Here is a 23,755-nt window from a genome sequence, read left to right on the forward strand (position 1 = left end):
CGTCCATCATGCGGGTTGTGTCGTCTCGAGCGGCGTTGCGATCCCGTCATGCTCAGCGTCGATCGGGTGCAGCAACGAGAACAAGTCCTTGGGATTTGCGGGCGCGGCGATCAGATCGATCTTGCCGCCCACGCCCGTCTCGCGCGCCAGGTCGCGCAACAGGCGCAACACCGAAAAATCCTCGACCGCGAAACCGACGCTGTCGAATATTGTGACGGCGTCGTCGGACGAACGGCCGGGCCGACGCCCGGCGATCACTTCGCGCAATTCCGTCACCGGATGTTCGGGGTCGAGCTGCTGAATTTCCCCCTCGATGCGCGTCTGCGGCGCATATTCGACGAAGATCTCCGAGCGCAGCAGCAGTTCGCGCGCAAGCTCGGTCTTGCCCGGACAATCGCCGCCGACCGCGTTGATGTGCGTTCCGGGCGCGATCATGTCGTCGGCAAGAACTGTGGCCAGCTTCTTGTCCGCCGTAATGGTGGTGACGATGTCGGTGCCGGACGCGGCGCTGCGCGCGTCGGCGCAGCGAACGATCGTCGGCCCGAAGTCGGCCATGTTGCGCTCGAACTTGTCGACCGCCTCGGGATCGACGTCGAAGACTCGCAGCCGATCGACGCCGAGAACCGCCTGAAAGGCGCAGGCCTGAAATTCGGACTGAGCGCCAAGGCCGATGAGCGCCATTGTCTGGCTGCGCCGTCGCGCGAGATGCGTCGCCGCGAGGGCCGAGATCGCGCCGGTGCGAAAGGCGGTGGCCAGCGTCATGTCGGCAATAAGCGTCGGATAGCCGGTCGCAACGTCGGCGAGCGCGCCGAAGGCGACGACGGTCTGCAGGTCGAACTGCGCGTTGCCGGGATGGCCGTTGACATATTTGAAGGCGAAAGCCTCGCCGTCGCTCGTCGGCATCAATTCGATGACGCCGCGCGGCGAATGACTGGCGTAACGCGGCGATTTCTCGAACGCATCCCAACGCGCAAAGTCCTGTCGAAGGCAGTCGACGAGCCGCAGCCAAAAGCGCCGCGCGCCGACCTCCGAAACGAGGCGGGCAATGTCGCGCGCGCTGAGAAACGTCACCATGCCTTCTCCATTCAGTTTATGACGAAGAAAGCCTAAAACGCAGTAAAGCTAAGCGAAATCGCCATAAAATATCAAAATGACTGTTATTTTGTGAATTCCGCCATACATACTGATCAATTCGTCAGAGAGCCGGAGTCATGGACGACCTCGACCATCGATTGATCGCCTTGCTGCGCGCCAATGCGCGCGCCTCGCTGTCCCAGCTCGCCAAGACGCTTGGCGTCTCCCGCGGCACGGTCCAGAACCGGCTCGACAAACTGATCGCCTCGGACGTGATCCTGGGCTTTACGGTGCGGCTGAAGAATCCGGCCACGCCGGATCGCATTCGCGCGATCATGATGGTCGAAGTCTCCGGCAAAAACTCCCGCCGCGTCGCCCATGCGCTGCGCGGATTGCCGCAGGTCCATGCGCTTCACAGCACCAACGGGGCCTTCGACCTCATCGCCGAAATCGAATGCGCCAACCTCGAGGAATTCGATCGCGTGCTGTCGAGCGTGAGAATGATCGAGGGGATCGCCAGAAGCGAGACGAGCCTGCTGCTCGCGCCGGCGTGAGTTTACGTGTGCGCCGGCGTCGCCTTGGAGTCCGCCGGCTTCTCGTCCCCTTCCACCGCGACGGGCAGTCGCACGCGCGCGATCAGCCCGTGGCTTTCGCCATCGAGCAGCGACACGGATCCGCCGTGGTTCTCGACGAGCGAGCGCACGATCGAGAGTCCGAGTCCGAATCCGCTATGCGGATCGAGTGTTCGTCCGGGCTGACCGCGGACGAAAGGCTCAAATGCGGTCTTCTTGGCTTCCGCCGACATGCCCGGCCCATCGTCGACGACGTCGACCTGGATGAAATCGCTTCCTCGATCCGTCAGATAGATGTCGACGGTCTTGGCGTGATGCGTCGCGTTTTCGACCAGATTGGTGAAAATGCGCTGCACGTCACAGAGCGATCCATACACCATCTGATGGCCTTCGCTATGATAGGTCACATCATGTCCAAGATCGCAGAACTCGTCGGCGACGGTTTGCAGAACGCTATCGAGATCAACCAAGGAGCTGTCGGACTTGTCGTCCCCTTCAGCGCGCAGATACTGAAGATTCTTGAACAGCATCGAGTCCATGAGATCGATGTCGCGCATCATGCGTTGCTGGAGACTCTCATCGGAAACGAACTCCGTTTTCAGTTTGAGCCGCGTGATGATCGTTCGCAGGTCGTGGCTCACCGAGGCGAGCACATGCGCCCTTGCGGCGATCATCTTGCTGATGCGCGCCTGCATGCGGTTGAGCGAGCGCGTCAGATCGCGGACTTCCTGCGGGCCGCGCTCGGGAAGCTGCGTTTTCGTATCGACGTCGTTCGGGATCTTCTCCGCATATTTTGCAAGGCGCTCGAGCGGCGCCATGATGGCGTTCACCGCCCAGAACACGAATATCGCCGTGAATATTATGAAGGACAGCGCCGTCCGCGCGCCCTGAGTGAGGATGAAAGGCTCATCGTCGGCGTGCTGCCAAAGCCAACGCCATATTGAGCCGGGAGATTTCTGGTGCTGGGCGATCGAAACCGTCGCAAAGCCGCCCTTATGCAGTTCGACGGCGAGCACGCCGTAGTCTCCCGGCGTTGCGCTCGCGACCGCAAACACGTCCGCGCCATCCCAAAGCAGCGAATCGATATGACGGATTTCGGCGTCGAAGGCGACGTCGCCGCCCGAGTCCGCCGCAGGGGGACGCGAGTTCTGGATTTCGATATTGGCGTACGGAACGGCGCGAGAAAACTCCGAGATAATTGCGGGTCTGTCTGAGAGCGGCGCCACGTCCAGAGCGAGGATGATGCTCGCAATGAAATCCCCTTGATCGACGATGTGTCGCCTGCTGAACACATGAAACATGCCGATCACGATGGTCTGAAACGCGATGATCGACACGAGAATAAGCAGCGTGATCTGCACGGCCAATTTGTTGAGGCCAAAACGCCACCGAGCGTTCTTTGCATTCATGCGCGCGCGACCTGGGTTGAGAAGATATAGCCTTCGGAGCGCACCGTCTGAATGAACGCAGGTTTCTTGGGATCCGCTTCGATCTTCTGCCGAAGCCGGCTGATCAGAACGTCGATGCTCCGCTCAAAGGGACCGGACGTCGGGCCGTGCGTCATGTTGATCAGTTGCTCGCGAGTCAGCACCCGATTGGGATTTTCGCATAATGCATGCAACAGGTCGAATTCGGCGCCTGTCATCGCGACCTTGATCCCGCAAGGCGCGACGACTTCTCGAGCCAGCACGTCGACGCGCCAGCCTGCGAAGAGATACGCTTGCCGCATGGTGCGGGCGTCGACGGCGTTCGGCGCCTCGGATCGCCTCAGCACGGCGCGAATCCGCGCCAGCAGCTCCCGCGAATTAAACGGTTTGACGATATAGTCGTCCGCGCCAAGCTCCAGCCCCAGGATCTTGTCGATGTCTTCCGACTGCGCCGTCAGAATGATGATGGGAATGCGCTTATCGGATCGGACCCGCCGGCAGATCGATAGGCCGTCCTCTCCCGGAAGGTTGAGGTCAAGGATCAGCAGGTCATAGGGGCCGGCGGCGAACGCGGCGTCCATTTCCTGCGCATTCGGGACGACTTTCGTCTGTATGTCGTGACCTGCCAAATAAAGCGAGATGTACTCGCCAATTTCAGCGTCGTCTTCGACAATCAAAATTGAGTTGGGTGAGGCCAAGGTTCGCGCGATCGTTTGCGTTGAGATGTGCGAAAACTAATAATGCAATGTTTCTAGAGTGTTTCCAGTATTCATTCGGCGCCGATGCGCGGCGTTTAAACGCATTTCGACCTCGCCCGTTCCGCGATTTGAACCCATCGGCTTCCGTCATCGGACGTTGGTCCCGGCTTCGGCGGGGATCCTGAACTTACGCGCGGCGACGGCGCAGCGCATTGACGATCGTTGCTGCGCTGCGGCGAGCGCTGCGGCAAATTTGCAACGCTCGCCGGAATTCATTCCGCAAAGAGGCGGAATCAACGGAACAGAGCTTGATTTCGGCCGTTGTTAGGATGACGCTCGGCACAGGTCGTTCAGTGGTCCCATCTCTAAAGAGGAAGACTTTAAGATGACCGCGAGAAAGCTTCAGAGAAGGCGAAGCGCCATCAGAACGCTTCTCCAAAACTTGGAAACTCGGCCCTTCTGCGAGGACTATTTGTTGCAGTCTGGAGGATGGTCGAACCATCCTCGGCCGAGACTGTCGCGCAACTCATCCAATATGGCCGGCCAGGCCGGCCGCAAGTAGAGTTGATCGGCTGACTCCAGAGAAGCGCCGATGGCGCTTCTCCAAGCGAGCGCCCCGCCCGAGAACATAGCGGCGGGACGCTCCGCGCCAATGAACCCTCAGCCTGGCCGATTTTGGGGGCGCCGCCGGCGACGACCGACGATGGCGACTCCCGCCCAAGCTTGAGGAAATCGCTTCCCTTCCCGAATCATCGCGATCCCGCCTTCGAGCGGACCGGGACGGCGCGCCAGTCGCCGCCGCTCGGGCGCGCAGAAGCTCGCCTAACGCTTTCATTCGGTGCGCGGAGAATTGGATATCGCAGATCGGGCCGAGGCGGCGGTCACGAGCTTCGCCGCCGCCTCGCTGCCCGTTGTCCTCACCACGTTCTCGACCGGACAGTTGAATTCCCAAACGATGCCCGAGCGATCATATTCGAGCTTGGCGTCGCCCCTGAGATTCAGCCTGATCATGTCGCGGATGACGGTGGAGCCGAAACCGCCGCGGGTCGGCTGAGAGACCGCCGGACCGTCCGTCTCGCGCCAGCACATCTTGAAGCGCCGGCCATGGCCGTCCCGATCTCCGACGCCCCATTCGATCGCGACGCGCCCATCGGCGTTGGACAGCGCGCCATATTTGACGGCGTTGGTCGCGAGCTCATGCAGCGCCATGCTGAACGATTGCGAGGCCGCCGCGGAGATGGTCAGCGGCGGGCCCTGGAGAGTGATCCTGTCGTCGATCAGTTCCTCGAGATGAGCAAGCTGGGAACGCACGAGATCATGAAGCGAAACGCCTTGCCAATCGCAGGCGACAAGGAGATCCTGGTTCGCCGACAACGACAGAATCCGCTCTTGAAACCGGTCTTCGAAATCGCGCGTTTGACTGCCGGCGGTCGCGCGCGCGATCGCCAGCACGATGCTGAGCAGGTTTTTCGAGCGATGATTGAGCTCGCGCATCAGGAGCGTGCGCTGCTCCTCCGCACGGACCGCCTCCGTCACGTCGCGCGACAGGATCGCGACTCGCACGTTTCCGGGGGCCTCGATGCGAAAGAGGAAGGCGTCGAAGAATTTTCCTAACGCGCGCGACTTGCGGACGACGCGTTCGGAGGCGCCGGTCGCCGCAACTCTGCCGATCGTGTCGATCCACTCCTTTTCGACGCTGGGAATGAGCTGCCGTCCGGTGCGTCCTTCCGCATCCTTCAGTCGGGTAATCGTCTCGAAGGCCTGGTTGACTTCGATAAACCGATAGTCGTCCGTGCGACCGTTCTCGTCATAGAACGGCTCGACGACCGTGAAGCTTTCGTCGATGGAGTTAAACAGGAGGCGATAGCGCGCCTCGCTGTCATGAAGCGCCTGTTCCGTGCGGGCCCGCGCGACGGCCGACCAGACGAGCTCGGCGACCGCCTCTGCCGCCGACGCCTGAGCCGCGCTCCAGATTCGCGGCGCGCGGCTGTAAACGGCGAGCGCCGCAACAAGCCGCCCCCCTCGGATCAGAGGCGAATGGATCACAGCCGAGATTGACTGATTTTCGTAGAATCGCTGCGTTTCCGGCGCGGCCGTTCGAGGGTCCGCACGGATGTCCGCGATTGCGACGGCCTGTCCGCGCTTGAGGTCGGCGAGGACGTCCTGCCCCCAATTCGCAAGTCGATGACGCGCATCGCCGCCTGTCGACACATCTTCGCTCCAACCGCGCGTGGCTGTCACAAACTCCCCCGCCTCGTCGATCTCGGCATAGACGACGTGATCGGCCCCGAGCCGCCGGGCGAGGATTTCACTGGCGACGGTTTGAATCTTCACAGGGTCGGCGAGAGAACGAAGTCGGTCATTCAATTCGAGAAGCAAATTCTGTCGAGCTTCGCGTTCGCGGCGCATCGTTTGCTGATTGCGCTGATCCGTGATGTCGCGTATCGCAAGAACGATCAGGTTGAGATGATCGAGTCGGCGTCCGTTCAGCAACATCACACGGCGGCCAATGCTATCGAATGCGTGTTCGACCTCGTAATCGTCGAAACACTGTTGACGCGGAAGGATCTCTTCCAGCAGGCGTCGCAGTTCCGGGATGTTCCACTGGCCGTTGCCGAGTTCGTAGACCAGGCGTCCTTCCGTCGCTTCGGGATCGACATCGAAGAGCCGGTAAAATGGCCTGTTCGCCGAATGAACCTTGAGATCCCAGTGAAGAATCAACAGCGCTTCGCGCACGCTGTCGACCAGCTTCTCGGCGAATTCTATTCGGCCATCGAGTTCATTCTTGAGCAGCTCGCGCTCGGTCTCGTCGGAGATCGCAAGCAGAATGCATTCCTTGGCGTCCGGCCTGCGAATCCGCTTCGCGTTGAGTCGCATGGCCCGGCGTCCGATCTGCTCGAAATCATGCTCGACGCGATAATCCTTGACCGTGCTGTCTCGCTCGAGAATCTGCTCAAACAGAATGCGGAGCTGCGGGATGTTCCACTGACCGTTTCCGAGCTCATAGATCGGTCGGCCGATCGTCTCCTGACGCGTGACCTGAAACTGGCTGAGAAAGGCGTCGTTGGCGATCTCCACCGTGAGCTGTTTGTCGAGCGCCAGCAACGGCAGGCTGACAGTCGCGAGGATCGACTTCGCATAGGCGGAAACGTCCGAGTCAATTGGCATGCATACCGAACTCAGTTCGAAGATCGCCTTTCAAAGTTAAGGCGTCTGATCGCCGAAGAAAGGCGTCACGCGCGAATCTGTTTCCGACGCATTGCATCGCATGGCGATCGACGCCTTGGTTTGGCCGGCTCAGCATCGCCTTGACGGTTCATAAGCGTGGCGCGGCCGATGCCGGGGCCCCGTGCGGCGAGGGAACGTTTTTCTGCAAAAAAAGAGGCGGGCAGCGAGGAGCCCGCCAGAAGTTTGCGGCGGCGCCAGTCGTTGGACGGGACTAGGCGCCCGACACCCGGCGAAGATCCGAGTGCGCGGAATGCGTAGCAAATTTGCGCAGGCGCGCTGTTGCCCGACTATGTCTGAACCGTTGCGCGTGTGGCGCATATTTTTTGAACAGCGTTCGAGTCTGGAACGATTCCGATTCTGGAGCACGTTCGATCACCGGCGCGTGACGTCCGGCCGGCGCTTGTGAAGGCCGCGCGCCGGCGCGCAGCACATCCAGCGCCACGGAACATTCCGTCAGCGCCGCCGCCGGGCGCGATGACCGCCCCTTTGGCGATCGACGAGGCGGAATGACTTGCGATCGGGCAGTTCGCTTCGGCGGCGATGTCTCTATGCGGTCCTGCGGCGAATCTCGGCTATAGAATATCCTCCGATTAAACGGGCAGCGGTTCGAGGAACAGGTGATTCTCAAATTCTGGATGTCGCAAACGACGCCGGTCATGGCGCTCATGCTGACGGCGGCGATGGCCGCTTTCGCGCTTTTTCTATGCTGGCTGAGCTTTGCGCCGCGTTTTGCCGGCTGTGCGCAATATTGGAAGGGCGTTACTCCGCCCTTCGTCGCCGTCCCGGCGACGCTCTTCGGCCTGCTGATGACGTTCCTTTCGCAGGACGTCTGGGAAGCGAATCGCAGCGCCTACCGCGCGATCGCGCTGGAGCGCGAGCAATTGGCGATGCTTTCGGCGCTCTCCAATAACGGGAGTAACGCGGACGGGATCCCGCACGCCGTGCACGACTATATCGAGGCGGTCGTCGGCCTCGAATGGAAAACCATGGAGGACGGCAAGGAGGCGCCCGAAGCCGAGGCGGCGCTCAACAGACTCACGCGCGTCGTCGCCAGCGCCAAAATCGAACCCGTCTTCCAGCGCACGCTGATCAATACGGTGATGCGTCTGCGATCAGCGAGGGAACAGCGACTTGCCGTTGCGGGCGGCTTTCCCGACGATCGCAAATGGGCGGCGGTGATCCTGATCGCCTTCATCACCCAAATCGCTCTTGCCGTCGTGCATCTCGATCGGCCATCGTCCCAGCTTCTCGCACAGGCGATTTTCGCTCTGGCGGCGATCGTCCCGATCTCGCTCGTCGCGTCGGTCGATGAGCCCTATTCGCCGCCGAACGCCGTCAGCTCCGAGCCGCTTGCGCAGCTCCTCGAGCGCTATCCCCAAAAATGAGCTGACCAGGCGCGCGAGCGAGACCGGGACGCCAGATGACCAGATTTCAAAAGGTGGCGGGAACCGCTTTCGTCGTTGCGGAGTTCCGCAATGACGAAAACAGCGAAGCCCATCCGCTCTATCACGATCCCTTTGTTCGGCTGTTCCTCGATCAGGAGTCGAAAAAGGCCGCCGATCGCATCTCGCAGTCGTTTCCGCCAATCCGGAACAATGTGCGCCTGAGAACCCGCTACTTCGACGACAGCCTTCGCCAGCAGATCGACAGGGGATGCCGGCAGGTTCTCATTCTCGGCGCCGGACTGGACACGAGAGCGCAGCGTTTTCCGGCTGGCGACGTCGCCTATTTCGAAATCGACGCGCCCGAAACACAGGCGTTCAAGACGGCGACATTGGAAGGACACGACGTCGATCCGAACACGAACTATATCGGCGCCAATTATGTGACGGATGGAATGATCGATCTCCTCGAACGGAACGGATTTGATTTCCGTCTTCCCAGCCATGTCATATGGGAAGGGAACACAATGTATTTGAACGACGCTTCCGTCCGCCAGATCCTGACGGATCTCTCACGACATATAGAAAGCTGCTCGGCGTCGTTCGACTTTTTCACTGAATCCGTGATCGACAACACAACCGGAGACCCGGAGATCGCCGACGTCGTCGCAAGATTTGCGGCGATGGGCGCGCCTTGGACGTATGGAATCGACAATCTTTCGGACCTTGCCGCTCAATGCCGGGCGACCGTCGTCGACCGCGTGACAGTCGCCGACCTTCATCGCACCTTTTGGCCGGATCAGCCGCTGGCCTCGCCGCTCTATGGCTATTATTCGCTTTGCACGGTTCAGAACGCCGCTGCAATGTCGCGCGCGCCGCGCACGTAAGCGCATCAACGAACGCCATGGCGGCGCACGAACGCCGCATGAACATTGGAAACGTCAGATCGGAGGGTTTCATGTCCCAGGGAATGCAGTTCACGGGCGCGTATCATGTCTCTGCGCTGCCGGCGCTTATCCCCGGCGGCTGGTATATCGGATTCGCGTGCAAGAACTGCCGCCAGCATTTCGCCATTCTTTGCGAGCCGACGGACACGGGGGCGCTGAAGCTGTCCGGGTCCGCCACCTTCGCCGTGACATGCCCCAATTGCGACGCGCGCGGCGAATATTCGGCGAGCGACCTCGTGCAGTTTCAGGCGGCTCAGGGCGGCCCGTCGTCGACCGCCTGAGGCGGCCGGCGCGCGTAAGCGAACCCGCTATAGACATGCGCGTTTCGCGGCTCAATCGGCCGGTGCGTAATGCGCGGTGAAATGTCTGAGAAACGGCGCTTGGTCCGTGATCCGATACGCTTTGATCGAATCGCGCCGCCGCCAAACGACGTCCAGCACTTCGATCAAATAGTCGAAGTGGCTTTGCGTATAGACCCGGCGAGGGAAGGCCAGCCGCACCAGTTCGTGCGGCGCGGCGATCTCCCCGCCGCCGTCCGGCGCGGGCTTTCCGAACATCACGCTGCCGAGTTCGACGGCGCGAATGCCGCCTTCGAGGTAGAGCGCGTTGACGAGGCCGATGCCGGGATAGTCGCTGGCCTGCAGATGCGGGCAGAAAGCGGCGGCGTCGATGAAGATCGCGTGGCCGCCGGCCGGGCGCACGATCGGCGCGCCGCGCGCGATCAGCGCCGACGCCAGATATTCGACGGTCGCATGGCGATACCGCTGATAGTCATATTCCAGCGCTTCCATCAGGCCGACGGAGATCGCTTCGAGATCGCGGCCCGCCAGACCGCCATAGGTGGGGAATCCTTCGGTCAGGATCAGCAGGTTGCGGAAGTCCTCGGCCCAGCGGTCGTTGTTGCAGGCCAGGAATCCTCCGATATTCGCCAGCCCGTCCTTTTTTGCGCTCATCGTCGCGCCGTCGGCGAGTGAAAACATCTCTTGCGCGATATCCAACAGCGTTCGATCGGCGAAGCCCCGCTCATGCTCTTTGATGAAGAATGCGTTTTCCGCAAAGCGACATGCGTCGATCACGAGCGGAATGTCGTGTTTCTGCAAAAGCGCCTTGACGCGCCGGATGTTCTCGATCGACACCGGCTGGCCGCCGCCAGTGTTGTTGGTCACCGTGATCATGCAAAATGGAATATTGGCTGCGCCCTCGGCGTCGATCGCCTGCGCAAGTCTGTCGAGATCCATATTCCCTTTGAACCGCTTCTCCGAATGCAGATCGCGCGCTTCGGACGACGGCAGGTCCGTCGCAATCGCGCCGACATATTCGATGTTCGCCCGCGTCGTGTCGAAGTGGCCGTTGTTCGGAACGACATTGCCCTTCTTCAGTCGCGTGGCGGCCAGGATGCGCTCGGCGGCCCGCCCCTGATGCGTGGGGAAAATATGCTTGAAGCCGGTAATCTCGCGCACCGTGCGCTCGAAGCGCCGCCAGGAGCGGCTGCCCGCGTAGCTTTCGTCGCCGAGCATGAGCGCCGCCCACTGGCGGTCTGACATCGCGCCCGTGCCGCTGTCGGTCAGCAGGTCGATGGTGACGTGGTCGGCGTCCAAAAGAAAAACATTGTTGAACGCCTGGGCGAGAAACGCCTCGCGCGCGCTGCGCGTGGTGATCGGCAGCGCCTCTGTCATCTTGATGCGAAACGGCTCGATGATCGTTCTCACGGGAGTGCTCGCGTCTCATTGACAGCCGACGCACGACCCCATTCTTTCGCCCGGTGCGGCGTCGGCGTCCCCTTCACATGGGACTCGTCGCGCGTCAGGTCCACTTCGCCCTCGCCGCGCGTTGCGCGTCGGTCTTCAAAGCCGGGCGATCTTCTCTCCCGCATCAGGCGGCGCAGCAAAATTCGCGATGCGCGAGATGAGAGTCCGCCGAAACCGCACGCCGGCGATGTCGCGTGCGGCCTGCAGGCGAGCGGTCAGCGTGACTTACGCCCGCTAATGATTGTCGCCGAGCCGTTTGAAAAACTTGCGAACCGAATTCGTGGTGCGCTTCAGAAATGCGGAGAAGCCATCGGCGTTGCGTCGCGAACGACGCGCGGCGTTTCTTCCCTTTGACGCCGGCTTCGATTTCGCGTCAGCGTTTGCGCCGGTCGCCCGGCGTTTCGTTTGAGGGGCGGCCTGCTCCTGTTCGGTCCCGTTCCGTTCATGCGCTCTTTCCAGGCCTGGGGAGGCGGGCGCGGCGTCTGTTTTCTTGCCCGGGCTCACCGGCGGAACGGCTCCCGTCGTGGTTTGGGGAACAGACGGCGGAGTCGTCGTCGGCGCCGCTTCATTTTCATGGGCGCTGTTGTCTTCATGGGGGCTGTTGTCGCCCGGCTTCGCCGAGGGCGCGCGCGCGTTGTTCTCCTGCTCGACGGGGGGCGGCGGCGCTGGATTCTGCGCCGCATTGTCCGGCGCATCGGCCGGCGGCGTCGACGTCGGCGCGGCGTCGCTCTTCTGCTCCGCAGGCGCGGCGGCGGCGGGCGGCGGCGCGTCTTGCGCCGGGGCGCTCCCGCTGTCCGTGGGCGCGGTCGCTGGCGCGTTTGACGTTTCAGCGCCAGGCGGCGTGATCTCCGCCGAACCGCCGCTTTCTTCGCTGTCCGGCGCCGCGGCGCTTGGCGCGTCGTCGCCTCGATCGAAACCGCGCGGGGACTCTACGGGGCTCCAGAGCGCCGTCTTGAGCACAAGGATGGACAGCAGACCGCCGGCTGCGACCAGACCGGCGACGGCGATCCTTCGCGCCGCGCCGCCCGGCCGCCTCGGGGACGCCGGTTGCGCGTCGCGGAGAGCGATCAGCGGCGCGCCCGCGGCCGTGGCGTCAGCGCCGCCCTCCTTGTCCGCGGTCGCCGCATCCTCTCGCGCCGCCGACGAAACGATTGGCCCGCTCGCGACGCCGCCGACCGTTGGCCGGGACTGAGGATCGGTTGTCAAATCGCCGTCTGTGGCGGCCGGCGCCGTCAATTCGTCCGGTGTCGCGTCGGATTGCGCGATCGTCTCCTGTCGTCGCGCTTCTTCCTGATGACGCTTGAAGCCTTCGATCAGCCAGTTATCGACGGGAACTTCCTTGCTCGTCGCATGCGCAGGGTCGCTGTGCGTCTGGAGGCGCGCCGCCTTGGCGCGCTCCTCCTCCTGCCGACGCCGGAAAGCTTCAGCGATCCAATTATTGCCCGAGAGGTCGTCAGCGCGGCGCTGAACAATTTGCGCCTCGTCCAAAGATGCGGCGCGCGCCTGCGCTTGCCGCTCCTCTTCACGACGTTTAACGGCGGCGAGCGTCCAATCGCTTTCGAGAATTTCTTTCAAAACTCATCCCCACTCACCGGCTCAACTGCTGCGCTCATGGCTGCAGCAAAGATCATCCAGGAACGCATGAGGCTTACCGAACGACGATGCTAGCCGACTGACGGCGTTCGTCAACGATCCCTGGAAAAGGCGGCGGCGCCGAGGCAGGGCTGCGCCTCCCCATTTTGACGCTTTCTGGCCAAGCCTGTGGAGCGCCACATCACTGTGGCGAAGAAACGTCGCTTCGGAGTAAGGTCGCGCTAAAGCAGATGATGTAAGACTGAGAAAGACCGGACATGGCGGAGGAACGCCGCATCCCAGAGCCGCGGCGCAGCGAATCCGGCGCTTTTCATACGTCGACGAACCCGCCGACGCCCGATACTGAAGCCTCTAAGGGGAACACAGCTATGCGGACTGTCCTCAAATATTCGATTGCGCTCGCGTTTGCTGGACTCTCGAATCATACGCTGGCGGCTCAATGCGGACGGTCGGCCGCAGGCTTCGACAACTGGAAACACGAATTCGCCCAGGAAGCGCGCGGCCAGGGCGTCGGTCAGGCGGGCATCAACGCGCTGATGGCCACGCATTACAATTCGGCCACGATATCGGCCGATCGCGGACAGAAAAGCTTCCGCCTTTCGCTGGACCAGTTCCTCGCCAAGCGCGGCGGCTCGGTCATCGTTTCGCGCGGCCGCGCGCTGAAACGCTCGCATGCGGGCCTCTTCGCCCAGATCGAACAGCGCTATGGCGTGCCGCCGGGACCGCTTCTCGCCATTTGGGGCATGGAGACAGGGTTTGGCGCGGTGCATGGCAATCAGCATGCGCTGTCGGCCGTGGCGACGCTCGCCTATGACTGCCGTCGCTCCGATTATTTCACCGATCAGCTCTACGCCGCGCTGACATTGATCGATCGCGGCGCGCTGTCGCCGAACGCGCGCGGCTCGATGCATGGCGAAATCGGTCAGACGCAGTTTCTGCCGAAAAACATTCTCAATTACGGCGGCGGGGGAAATCTCGACAATGCGGCCCCCGCGCTCTACGCGACGGCGAATTTCCTGCACGCCCATGGCTGGCGGGCGGGCGCCGGCTACCAGCCGGGCGAAAGCAATTTCGCCGCGATTCAGGCCTGGAACGCGGCGTCGGTCTATCAGCGCGCGATCGCGCAGATCGGCCGCCAGATCGACGGCGGCAACTGACCGGCGACACGCTGGGAGAAAAAAGAACGCCGGCGAATGCGCCGGCGTTTGAATTAAGCGACGCTCGAGCAGCGCCTCATTCCGCCGGAGTCGCCTCCGGCCCATGGTCCTCGTCAGGCGCCGCCGGCGGAGGAGGCGGAGGGGGTTCAGGAGCCTTGGCCGCGACCGTTTCGCGACGGCGATGCACGAGGTAGATCGCAAACGCGGCGAGCGTGCCAAGCCCGAGCGTGAGATAGACCGGCAGGTCGCGCATGAAGCTTTTCCCCACCGAGAAGGGGAAGCGCGACACCCAGCGCTCGCCGTGATCGCCCGTGACCGTGACGATGCCGACGAAATAGCCCGGCTCGTTAAATGTGTGTTCGAAGTTGATCGTGCCGGTCGGATAGCTCCGGGGCTCCCGATAGGCGATGGTCACCGCCTCGAGATTCTCGTTCTCCTTCTCCTCGCCGCCGACGTCCTTCACGATGCGCAATTCGACCTTCATGTCGCGAAGCTCGTCCTGCTCCGCGTCGAGCACCATGATCATCGGCCCGGTCGCCGGGATATCCTCGCAAAATTCGTTCTTCGACGCTTCCGGCAGATAGCCGGTGAAGTTCATGATGTCGGGGCCGATGAACAGACGGCATCTGCCTTCGGCCGCGCCGAGACGGCCATGCGCCTCGGCCGGAACGGGATTTCCGGCGACGACGGCCGCGGCGACCGCCGCAGCCGAGAGCAAAGCGAGCCGAACGCCTCCGGCCGAGCGGCGAGCCTTGAGCTCAGCAAAACGCTCCTTGGCCTTCGGCGCCGAGTGCGCGTCAGGACTTTCACCATCACGCATGACGACCTCCTGGGTCTTCGTGTAACAAGGACACGCGACGCTCAGAAATATTGCATTGCGCCGTTCAAGCCTACCCCCGCCGAGCGGATGCTTCGGCGGGCCGGCGGCTCCGGCGTCTGAGCTTTGATGTTAGCGGATTTCAACCTGTCAGCAAGGGTGCGACGATCGGTCGCTATCCCGCGCCGCGCAATAGGCGCAGCCATTTCCGGACGGCCATGTTCAGAGATGGCAGGCGCCTCATGCGCGTGCGCCGCCGCATAACTTATTTTGCGGTGCGCAATAAATTGATAAAGATCAGAAGGAAAAATTGATAAAGATCAGCGGGAATTTTTGAGGCCGAGGGCTTGAAGCCGTGAATCCACCTTAACAAGAGTTCATTCCAAGCCTGCTTGCCACCCAATTAAGGCGGAGCCATATTCACCGCGAGGCCGGGGAGCGCTTGGACATTTCTTCACAGCGCAGACCGTCCGCCAGACTAAAAGAGGATCACATGTCCAACTTCGACCGCAACACCAGCTTCGGCTACGGGCGCGGGGTCGCGCGGCCGACAACGGCTGAGATCGATCAGGGCCTGCGCGCCTATATGCTCGGCGTCTATAACTATATGACGCTCGGCCTGGGCGTCACCGGGCTTGTCGCGCTCGGCACCTATATGTTGGCCGTCGCCAAGACGGCGCCTGGCGCCATCGCGCTGACGCCCTTCGGCCAGATGCTCTACACCACGCCCCTGCGCTGGGTGGTGATTCTGTCGCCGCTGGCGTTCATTTTCTTCCTCGGGGCCCGCGCAAACGCCATTTCGGCCGCCACGGCGCGCAATCTCTTCATCGCCTTTGCGGCGGTGATGGGCTTGTCGATGTCCTCGCTTCTGCTCGTCTTCACCGGCGTATCGGTCGCGCGCATCTTCTTCATCACCGCGGCGGCGTTCGGCGGGCTGAGCCTCTACGGCTATATGACCCAGCGCGATCTTTCGGCCTTCGGCTCCTTCCTGGTGATGGGCGTCTGGGGGCTGGTCATCGCCGGGCTGGTCAATCTGTTCCTGCAGTCGACGGGCCTGCAGTTCGCGCTGTCGATCATCGCCGTCCTGGTGTTCGCCGGCCTGACCGCCTGGGACACGCAGAACATCAAGGACATGTATTACGACAGCGACAGCTACGAAGTCGCTCAGAAGAAGAGCATCTTCGGCGCGCTCTCGCTCTATCTGGACTTCATCAACATGTTCCAGGCGCTGCTGTTCCTGTTCGGGCAGCGCAACGACTAAACCGGCCCCGCCGGTCCAGCGAAGCCCCGCTCCGGCGGGGCTTTTTCTTGTCGTCGGCCTTTGCGCGCCCCCCTGCTTGTGGCAGAAGGCGGCGAGCGATCGAACGAGGAGCCTTGATGGCGGACGTCACATTCCCGGCGGCTGCGGCTGCGGGACTATTGTCCTTTCTCTCTCCCTGCGTGCTGCCTCTGGTGCCGCCCTACCTGACCTATCTTGCCGGCGTGAGCATGGAGGATCTCGAAATCGAGACCCGTTCCGCCGCGCGGCGCGACATTCTGTTCTCGTCGGTGCTGTTCGTTCTCGGCTTCACGACGGTGTTCGTCGCGCTCGGCGCGACCGCCAGCGCCTTCGGCTCCGTGCTGCGCGCCAATCTGCACATTCTCTCCTGGGTCGCCGGCGGAATCATCATTCTGATGGGCCTGCACTTCCTCGGCCTGCTGAAGGTGAGCCTGCTCTATCGCGAAAAGCGCGCCGAGATCACCAAGCCCATGGGATTGTTCGGCTCCTATGTCATGGGACTCGCCTTCGCCTTCGGCTGGACGCCCTGCATTGGGCCGATCCTCGCCGCCATCCTCGCCGTGGCGGGAACCCAGGAGACGGTGACGCTCGGCGCCGCCCTGCTCGCGACCTATTCGCTCGGGCTGGGGCTGCCGTTCATCGGCGCCGGACTGGCGCTCGGCAAGTTCCTCGCCTTCGTCGCGCGCTTCCGCCGGCATTTCGGCAAGGTCGAAAAAATCGTCGGCGCGCTGCTCGTCTTCACCGGCGTCGCCTTTCTCACCGGCGGCGTCCAGGAGATGTCCTATTGGCTACTGGAGCTGTTTCCGGGTCTCGCCAAACTCGGCTAGGCGGGACGCGAGACCCGCTCTATGACGAGCATCGGCTGCCGGAGATCGACCGGCTGCGGGGACTCGTCATGGTCCTCATGGCGCTCGACCATATGCGCGTCTTTTTTGACGCCGACATCATGCGCTTCTCGGCGACCGATCTCGAGCGCACCTACCCTTTTCTGTTCTTCACCCGTTTCATCACGCATCTATGCGCGCCGACCTTCACCGTGCTGGCTGGCGCGAGCGCCTATCTCTACGGCGCGAAGATCAAGGACCCGGCGGCGCTTTCGCGGTTTCTCGCCACGCGCGGCCTGTGGCTCATTTTTCTCGACGCCGCCGTCATCAGCCCGATCTGGAGCATGGGGTCGGGCGGCGTCGAACTGGGGACGCTGTGGGCGATCGGCTGCGGCCTGCTGGCGCTTGCCGCCCTCTCCCGGCTGTCGCCGCGCGCCGTGCTCCTCGCCGGACTGGCGATCATCTTCGGGCACAATCTTCTTGATTCGATTCACGCCGCCGACCTCGGCGCATTCGGCCCGTGGTGGCGTCTGCTGCACGAACGCGGCAAGCTGCCTTTTGACCTGCGGGGCGACATTCTCTATCCGGCGCTCCCCTGGATCGGCGTCGCCGCCCTGGGCTATGGAATCGGCCCCCTGTTCCTTGAACCGGCGCAGCGGCGCGATCGGACGCTCTATCTCGTCGGCGGCGCGGCGCTGGCGCTGTTCGTCGTGCTGCGCTTCTCAAATCTCTATGGCGATCCGCATCCCTGGAGCGCGCAGCGCGACGCCCTGTTCACCTTTCTCTCCTTTCTGAACGTCACGAAATATCCGCCGTCGCTTCTGTTCGTCCTGGCGACGCTCGGCGTCGCCGCGTTGGCGCTGCCCGCGCTGGAGCGGGTCGGCGGACATATCGGCGCGGCGCTGACGGTCTTCGGCCGCACGCCGCTCTTCTTTTACGTCCTTCACCTTTACCTGGGCGCCGGGGCGGCGCTGGCCTTCGCCGCGGCGCGCGGCTATTCGCTTGAGGACATCGCGGCATGGTCGAAAGCCAACGGCCCGCCGCCGGACTTTGGCGCGGGCCTTGCGGGCGCGTATCTCGTCTGGTTTCTGATTGTCTTGGCGCTTTACCCGCTGTGCCGCTGGTTTGCGGATGTGAAGCGTCGTCGGCGCGACCTCTGGTGGCTGACCTATCTGTGACGGTATCGCGTCAAATTGACGCATGTCGTCCCAATTGAGGTTTCGACGCGAGCCGTCTTGGTGGTCGCGCGGCGCGCTTGTATAGAGAAGCCGACCGAAGAGCGCCGGTTCTCGCTCATCTGAGGTCTTATCGCCTAAGGCGGGAATGACGGAATGCTCGAAAAGTTGGTCGCCTTTTGCCTCCGCTGGCCCTGGACAGTGGTTCTCCTCACGCTCGGTCTGACCGCGGGAGGCGTATACTTCACTGTCGAACGGTTTGCGATCGACACCGAGACGGCGAATCTTTTCTCGCCGGACGTCGCCTGGCGGAAAAACGAAGCGGCGCTCTACACCGCCTTTCCGCAACTTCTCGACGTCATCGTCGTCGTCATCGACGCCAAGACCGGCGAAGAGGCGGACGACGCCGCGAAACGCCTCAATGAGGCGCTGCAGGGCCAGCCGCTGCTGTCGCGCGTCTGGCGCCCGGACGAACACGAATATTTCCGCAAGAACGGCCTGCTGTTCCTGCCGGTCTCCGATATCGAAAAACATGTCGGCGTGATGATCGGCCAGCGCGACGTTCTGGAGCCGCTTGCCGAAGATCCGAGTTTGCGCGGACTGTCGAAGGTGCTCGTCGGCAACTTCAAATCCGCCTCCGGCAGCGAACGCGCGATGAAATTATACGTCGGCGGCGTCGAGGCGTTTTCCGACGCCATCGAAGCGGCGCTCAAGGGAAAACAGACCGATGTCGACTGGGGCAAGCTGCTGGCGTCCGGCGGAACCGCGCCCGCCGCGCCTGAACTCGACAAGCGACGGATCGTGATCGCGAAGCCGATCGTGGATTATACAGACCTCGAGCCGGGCGCCGACGCGATCCGGCTGGTGCGCAAGACCGCAGCGGATCTGAAGCTCGACGAGGAGCACGGAATCACGCTGCGCCTGACCGGCCAGGTGCCGCTCGCCGACGACGAATTCGCCACCATCTCGGAAAACATGGCCCTGAACACCACGGGCACGCTCGCTGTGGTGACGCTCATCCTGTTCGCCGCGCTGCGGTCGCCGAAGCTGATCCTGGCCGTTCTCATCACCTTGCTGGCCGGCCTCGCCATTACCTCCGGCCTCGGCATTCTGATGATCGGCCGCTTCAACCTGATCTCGGTCGCGTTCGCCGCGCTGTTCATCGGCCTCGGCGTGGACTTCGGAATCCAGTTTGCGACCCGCTACCGCGAAGAACGGCACAACGACGACAATCTCCAGCGCGCGCTGCTCTCGGCGACGCGCGGCATCGGCAGTTCGCTGACGCTTGCCGCCGTATCGCTGCTCGCGGGCTTCTTCTGCTTTCTGCCGACGTCGTTCAGCGGCGTGTCCGAACTCGGATTGATCGCCGGCGTCGGCATGATCGTCGCCTATATCGCGACTCTCACCTTCCTGCCGGCGGCGATCAAATTGCTGCGTCCGCGCGCCGAACATGTGCCGATCGCCACCACGTCGCTGGCCGCCGTGGACCATTGGATCGCGCATCACCGCGCCTTCGTGCTGATCGGCACGGCGATCGTCGTGCTTGCCGGCATGCCCGCGCTGATGCATCTGACCTTCGACTCCAATCCGATGAATCTGCGCGATCAAAGAGTCGAATCGGTCGCGACCTTTCTCGATCTTTCAAAGGATCCCAAGACCGCGCCGAACAAGATCGAGGTTCTGGCGCCGTCGCTCGACGCCGCGCGCGACCTGGAAAAGAAGATCCTCGCGCTTCCCGAAGTTGATCACGTCGATTCGGTCGAATCGCTGATCCCCAAGGACCAGGACGACAAGCTCGCGCTCGTCGACATGGCGGTCTCACAGCTGCGCGGCGTGCTCAATCCCAACAAGAGCGCGACGCCCAGCGACGCCGAGACGGTCAAGGCGCTGACCAACGCCGCCAAGGCGCTGCGTCGGGCGACCGCAAAGAAGCCGGTGCCGGCGGTGACGCGCTTCGCCAACGATCTCGACGCTCTCGCCAAGGCCAGCCCCGAGGCGCGGGCGCAGGCGCGTCAGGCGGTGTTCGGCGGCTTCGACACGATGCTTGGCGAAATCCGTCAGGCGCTGCAGGCGCAACGCGTCACGATCGACACGCTGCCGGAGGATTTGCGCCGCGACTGGATCTCCGACAAGGGCGTCGTGCGCGTCGAGGCCACGCCGAAGGGCGACAGCAACGACCGGGTCGTGATGACCGAATTCGCCGAAGCGATTCAGGCGATCGCGCCGGACGCAAGCGGTCCGCCGGTGATCGTGTCGGAAGCGCAAAAGACGATCACCCGCGCGTTCCTTGAAGCGGGCCTTTACGCCTTCATCGCGATTTTCATCATCTTGGCGGTGGCGCTGCGCAATCCGATCGACGTGGCCTTGACGCTGGGTCCGCTGGTGCTCGCCGGCATCATGAGCCTCCAGGCCGCCGACCTGCTCGGGATGTCGCTGAATTTCGCAAACATCATCGCGCTGCCGCTGATGTTTGGCGTGGGCGTGGCTTTTCACATTTATTATGTGATCGCGTGGCGGAAGGGCGTCGTCGACATGTTGGCGTCGAGCCTCACGCGGGCGATCTTTTTCAGTTCGCTCACGACCGGCACCGCTTTCGGCAGCCTGATCCTGTCAAGCCATCCGGGAACCGCGAGCATGGGCCAACTTCTTGCCATATCGCTGTTCTTCACATTGCTCGCCGCCTTCATTATCGTGCCGGCGTTCCTTGGTCCGCCTCGCCCGCCGGCGGAGGATCAAGGCGAGCCATCGGAGGAGGCGCGGGAGACTGCGCACGACATGGCTTGACGGAGTCGGCGTTCCGACGTCCGCTAGCTTGAGCGAATCGCAGTTCACCAACGAACAGAGGTCCGGCGTCATGAGAAACATACTTCTACGCATCGCGATGGCGACGGCCCTCAGCGCCTCAACGTCGGCGAACGCAGCCGACGCCGTCTTCGGCGTCTGGGTGCGCGAGGGACATCCGACCGACAAGCTCGAATTCTACGACTGCGCGGGCAAGCTGTGCGCCAAGGGAATCGAACCGATGCCTGACGGCTCGCCGCCCCCGGAGGTCTTGCGCAACGCCGCCAAGACGGCGAACAAACATTGGGAAGGCGAGATCAACGATCCCGAGAGCGGCAAGACCTACATCGGAAAGATTGCGCTTGATTCTCCCACGACGCTGACGATGACAGGCTGCCTCGTGGCCTTCCTCTGCCAGAGCGAGACCTGGACAAAGGTGTCTGGCCCGACGAAGGCGGACGCCAAGCCTTCGGCTCAGGAGCCGGCGGCAATGGCGGCGCCCGCGTCAGAGGCGAAAGAACCCGCGGCCAAGCCTGCGGCGCACGAGTCCGCCGTCAAGGAGACCTCGAAGCCTGCAAAGGCGAAATCGTCGAAGGGCAAGGCCGCGCATCCGGAAGCGCAATAGCGGTCAAGCGGCGGCCTGGCCTTACGGAGACGTAACTTGACCGCCGCGCCGCGCCGCGCGAGCTTCAATTCACAGCTTTTCGCGCGTTGACGGCCAGCGCGCGCCTCCCTGCCGCCGCCTGATGAGGGCTCGCGTCTCGCCGCTCGTCAGTCCTCAGACGAGCGAAAGCGGACCTGAGAGACCAGGCGATGGGCCTTCCCCGAGCCTCTACTGGCGCTTAAGGAAGGGGGCGCTCGGGTCGTCGACGCGGGCCTCCGGAGACGTTTGCCCGTTGACCGCCCCCGCCCTGTCTCGCTCCTCTCGCCCGGCGCTGGCGGCCGCAATGCTCGCCGCGGCGCTGGCCGGATGCGATCTGGAGTGGGACAAGCCCGATCTGTCGACGCCGCCGCCGGCGCGGTTTCGGGAAGCGAAGCCGCATCCGCAGCCGCCAATCTCCGGCGGTCGGGATTTCGCCGTGAAATTCGGCTCCAAGGAGCTGACCGGGCTCGTCGAGCGGGCGCTTGACGACAACCTCGACATCGAGGCGGCGATCGCCCGCATCGTGCAGGCCGACGCTCAGGCGCGCGTGTCGAGCGCCGCGCAATGGCCGTCCATCTCGATGTCCGACATCGCCCGCACGTCACGCGTTCCCGGCACGACGATCAACGTCGGCTCGGCGAGCAGCGGATTTAATCCGTCGACCACGACGAGTTCGAGTTCGACCACGACGACCTCCGGGTTTCGCGCTCGAAATTTCGGCTTTTTCCAGCTTGGCCTGACCGCAAGCTATGAAGTGGACTTCTGGGGCAAGAATGAAGACGCCTCCAAGGCTGCCCGCATCCTCGCCAACGCCTCGCGCTTCGACCGTGACGTCGTCGAAATCTCGACGGTGGCCTCGGTGCTGAACGGCTATTTCCAGGTGCTCACAGCGCAGGACCGGCTGCGCATCGCCCGCCAGAACGTCGTGATCGCGCAGCAGGTCATGGACGCCCTCAACGCGCGGTTGGAAGTGGGAACGGCGACGGTGCTCGACACCGCGCAGCAGGAAACGATCGTCGCGCAACAGCGTGCGACGATTCCGCCGCTCGAACAAACCTTGCGCCAGACGCGCAATACGCTCGCGGTGCTGCTCGGCCAGACGCCGGAAAGCATGACCATAAAGGGCGGCTCTCTGACAAAGCTCAAGTTCCCGCGCATTGCGCCGGGGCTGCCGTCCGAAGTGCTGCTGCGCCGTCCGGACGTGGCGGAAGCGGAAGCGCGGCTCGTATCGCAGGAGTTTTCGGTTCTGCAGGCGCGTGCGGCCTTTTTTCCGTCGCTGACGCTCACCGGCCTCTATGGCTTTCAGAGCGCCATGCTGCGAACGCTGGTGTTGCGCCCGGACGCCCTCGCCTGGCAGGTCGCTGGAACGCTCACCCAGCCGGTGCTGGACGGATGGAATTTGCAGGGCCAGTACGATCTGCAGAAAGGCCGCTATTCGGAACTGGGGGCGGTTTATCGCAAGCAGATCCTAACCGCGCTGTCAGATACTGAGAACGCGCTGATTGCAATACGCGAGACGGACCGCCAGATGAAGCTCCTGGCCGTCGCCGTGAACGCGGCGCGGCGCGCCTTGGACGCGTCGGAGATGCGTCTGCGGGAAGGGACAATCGACATCGTGCAGCTGGCGCAGACGCAAACCAGTTATTTTCAGACGCAGGACCAGCTCGCCGTCGCGCGGCTTTCTTATTTCCAGGCGGCGACGAGCCTCTATCAGGCGCTTGGCGGCGGCTGGTCGCCCACGACTCGCGAGATCGAGATCGCCCGCTCCAACGCCGCCTATGAGGCCGACAGAGGACCTTGGCCATGACCCGCGTCAGCCGAAGGGTGTTGATGGCGATTGGCGCGCTCGTCCTCGCCGGCGCATTGGCGTGGGTCTACCAGGCAGGAAAGTTTCCCGGCTTCGGCGCCAAAGACGCCGGCCCGAGCGCAAACCGGGGCCCGCGCGGCAACCAGGTCGTCACCATAACCGCCGCGAAGGCGCGTCTCGAGGACGTGCCTGTCACCATCGACGCCGTCGGCACGGTGCAGGCGCTCAACACGGTGACGATCCGCACGCAGGTGGACGGCCGGCTGCTGCGCCTTGCCTTTACCGAGGGCCAGGACGTTCACAAGGGCGACATTCTGGCCGAAATCGATCCGGCGCTCTACAAGGCGCAATACGATCAGGCCGTCGCGAAGAAGGCGCAGGACGAGGCCACGCTCGCCAACGCCCGCGTCGATCTTGCCCGTTACGAGCGGCTCGTCGTCGGCAATTACGCCTCAAAGCAGCAATACGCCACGCAAAAGGCGACCGTCGCGCAGCTCGAAGCGCTGCTGCGCGCCGATCAGGCGGCGATCGAAAACGCCAAGACGACATACGACTATGCGACGATCCGCTCGCCGATCGACGGACGCGCCGGCATTCGCCTCG

Annotated in this window: 19 protein-coding genes; 12 read left to right on the forward strand and 7 right to left on the reverse strand. The window is 63.1% G+C overall.

Translation table 11 applies throughout. The features are described from left to right. Nucleotides 1–6 precede the first annotated feature (6 nt). Nucleotides 7–1,074, reverse strand: a complete 1,068-nt coding sequence (locus tag AB7F41_RS11330; protein ID WP_428384691.1) for an ornithine cyclodeaminase — start codon at nt 1,072–1,074, stop codon at nt 7–9. A 137-nt stretch (nt 1,075–1,211) separates the two neighbouring features. On the opposite strand from AB7F41_RS11330, the gene AB7F41_RS11335 reads away from it, so the two are divergent. Then, entirely contained in the window at nt 1,212–1,628 is a 417-nt protein-coding gene (locus tag AB7F41_RS11335) for an Lrp/AsnC family transcriptional regulator (RefSeq protein ID WP_428384689.1), read from the forward strand. 2 nt (nt 1,629–1,630) lie between these two features. Here AB7F41_RS11335 and AB7F41_RS11340 read toward each other — a convergent pair whose 3' ends face one another. The 3 genes from AB7F41_RS11340 to AB7F41_RS11350 all read right to left on the reverse strand — a co-directional run bounded on the left by AB7F41_RS11340 (nt 1,631) and on the right by AB7F41_RS11350 (nt 6,939). Next, a complete protein-coding gene (locus tag AB7F41_RS11340) occupies nt 1,631–3,055 on the reverse strand; it encodes an ATP-binding protein (protein WP_428384687.1) in 1,425 nt (474 codons plus the stop codon). Further along, nucleotides 3,052–3,771 carry a response regulator gene (locus AB7F41_RS11345; RefSeq protein WP_428384685.1) on the reverse strand — a complete coding sequence of 240 codons (720 nt, stop codon included), beginning with the start codon at nt 3,769–3,771 and terminating at the stop codon, nt 3,052–3,054. The genes AB7F41_RS11340 and AB7F41_RS11345 overlap by 4 nt, the downstream gene beginning before the upstream one ends. 831 nt (nt 3,772–4,602) lie before the next feature. Beyond that, the gene (locus AB7F41_RS11350; protein ID WP_428384683.1) at nt 4,603–6,939 is read right to left on the reverse strand and encodes an HWE histidine kinase domain-containing protein; all 2,337 of its coding nucleotides are present in this window, start codon (nt 6,937–6,939) and stop codon (nt 4,603–4,605) included. A 677-nt stretch (nt 6,940–7,616) separates the two neighbouring features. On the opposite strand from AB7F41_RS11350, the gene AB7F41_RS11355 reads away from it, so the two are divergent. The 3 genes from AB7F41_RS11355 (at nt 7,617) to AB7F41_RS11365 (ending at nt 9,609) form a co-directional block, all read left to right on the forward strand. Then, complete coding sequence (locus tag AB7F41_RS11355; protein WP_428384681.1) at nt 7,617–8,384, forward strand: hypothetical protein; 768 nt, start codon at nt 7,617–7,619, stop codon at nt 8,382–8,384. A 35-nt stretch (nt 8,385–8,419) separates the two neighbouring features. Then, complete coding sequence (locus AB7F41_RS11360) at nt 8,420–9,268, forward strand: class I SAM-dependent methyltransferase (RefSeq protein ID WP_428384679.1); 849 nt, start codon at nt 8,420–8,422, stop codon at nt 9,266–9,268. A 71-nt stretch (nt 9,269–9,339) separates the two neighbouring features. Further along, nucleotides 9,340–9,609 (forward strand): hypothetical protein, encoded by a 270-nt coding sequence (locus AB7F41_RS11365; protein ID WP_428384677.1) that lies wholly within the window; start codon nt 9,340–9,342, stop codon nt 9,607–9,609. A gap of 51 nt (nt 9,610–9,660) precedes the next feature. On the opposite strand, the gene AB7F41_RS11370 is transcribed toward AB7F41_RS11365, so the two are convergent. Both AB7F41_RS11370 and AB7F41_RS11375 read right to left on the reverse strand, forming a co-directional pair. After that, nucleotides 9,661–11,037 carry a tryptophanase gene (locus tag AB7F41_RS11370; protein WP_428384675.1) on the reverse strand — a complete coding sequence of 459 codons (1,377 nt, stop codon included), beginning with the start codon at nt 11,035–11,037 and terminating at the stop codon, nt 9,661–9,663. 273 nt (nt 11,038–11,310) lie between these two features. Then, nucleotides 11,311–12,651 (reverse strand): hypothetical protein, encoded by a 1,341-nt coding sequence (locus tag AB7F41_RS11375; protein ID WP_428384673.1) that lies wholly within the window; start codon nt 12,649–12,651, stop codon nt 11,311–11,313. 386 nt (nt 12,652–13,037) lie between these two features. Here AB7F41_RS11375 and AB7F41_RS11380 point away from each other — a divergent pair, with 386 nt between their 5' ends. Then, nucleotides 13,038–13,826 (forward strand): lytic murein transglycosylase, encoded by a 789-nt coding sequence (locus AB7F41_RS11380; protein WP_428384671.1) that lies wholly within the window; start codon nt 13,038–13,040, stop codon nt 13,824–13,826. Between the two features lie 76 nt (nt 13,827–13,902). Here AB7F41_RS11380 and AB7F41_RS11385 read toward each other — a convergent pair whose 3' ends face one another. Further along, on the reverse strand, nt 13,903–14,646 hold the full coding sequence (locus AB7F41_RS11385; protein ID WP_428384669.1) for a hypothetical protein: 744 nt from the start codon (nt 14,644–14,646) through the stop codon (nt 13,903–13,905). A 490-nt stretch (nt 14,647–15,136) separates the two neighbouring features. Between AB7F41_RS11385 and AB7F41_RS11390 the strand changes: the two genes are divergently transcribed. The 7 genes from AB7F41_RS11390 to AB7F41_RS11420 all read left to right on the forward strand — a co-directional run. Then, the gene (locus AB7F41_RS11390) at nt 15,137–15,904 is read left to right on the forward strand and encodes a Bax inhibitor-1/YccA family protein (RefSeq protein WP_428384667.1); all 768 of its coding nucleotides are present in this window, start codon (nt 15,137–15,139) and stop codon (nt 15,902–15,904) included. 116 nt (nt 15,905–16,020) lie between these two features. After that, nucleotides 16,021–16,749: a cytochrome c biogenesis CcdA family protein gene (locus tag AB7F41_RS11395; protein WP_428384665.1), complete on the forward strand. Its 729-nt coding sequence runs from the start codon at nt 16,021–16,023 to the stop codon at nt 16,747–16,749. After that, nucleotides 16,707–17,924 carry a DUF1624 domain-containing protein gene (locus AB7F41_RS11400; RefSeq protein ID WP_428384663.1) on the forward strand — a complete coding sequence of 406 codons (1,218 nt, stop codon included), beginning with the start codon at nt 16,707–16,709 and terminating at the stop codon, nt 17,922–17,924. Before AB7F41_RS11395 ends, AB7F41_RS11400 begins: the two co-directional genes overlap by 43 nt. A gap of 153 nt (nt 17,925–18,077) precedes the next feature. Further along, nucleotides 18,078–20,705 carry an MMPL family transporter gene (locus AB7F41_RS11405; protein WP_428384661.1) on the forward strand — a complete coding sequence of 876 codons (2,628 nt, stop codon included), beginning with the start codon at nt 18,078–18,080 and terminating at the stop codon, nt 20,703–20,705. A gap of 70 nt (nt 20,706–20,775) precedes the next feature. Further along, on the forward strand, nt 20,776–21,327 hold the full coding sequence (locus tag AB7F41_RS11410; RefSeq protein ID WP_428406582.1) for a DUF2147 domain-containing protein: 552 nt from the start codon (nt 20,776–20,778) through the stop codon (nt 21,325–21,327). A 322-nt stretch (nt 21,328–21,649) separates the two neighbouring features. Beyond that, on the forward strand, nt 21,650–23,152 hold the full coding sequence (locus tag AB7F41_RS11415; RefSeq protein ID WP_428384658.1) for an efflux transporter outer membrane subunit: 1,503 nt from the start codon (nt 21,650–21,652) through the stop codon (nt 23,150–23,152). Further along, on the forward strand, nt 23,149–23,755 hold a 607-nt coding region (locus AB7F41_RS11420; protein ID WP_428406583.1), incomplete at its 3' end, for an efflux RND transporter periplasmic adaptor subunit. The genes AB7F41_RS11415 and AB7F41_RS11420, both read left to right, overlap by 4 nt.

This window comes from Methylocystis sp. (assembly GCF_050251305.1).
Classification (GTDB): Bacteria; Pseudomonadota; Alphaproteobacteria; order Rhizobiales; family Beijerinckiaceae; genus Methylocystis.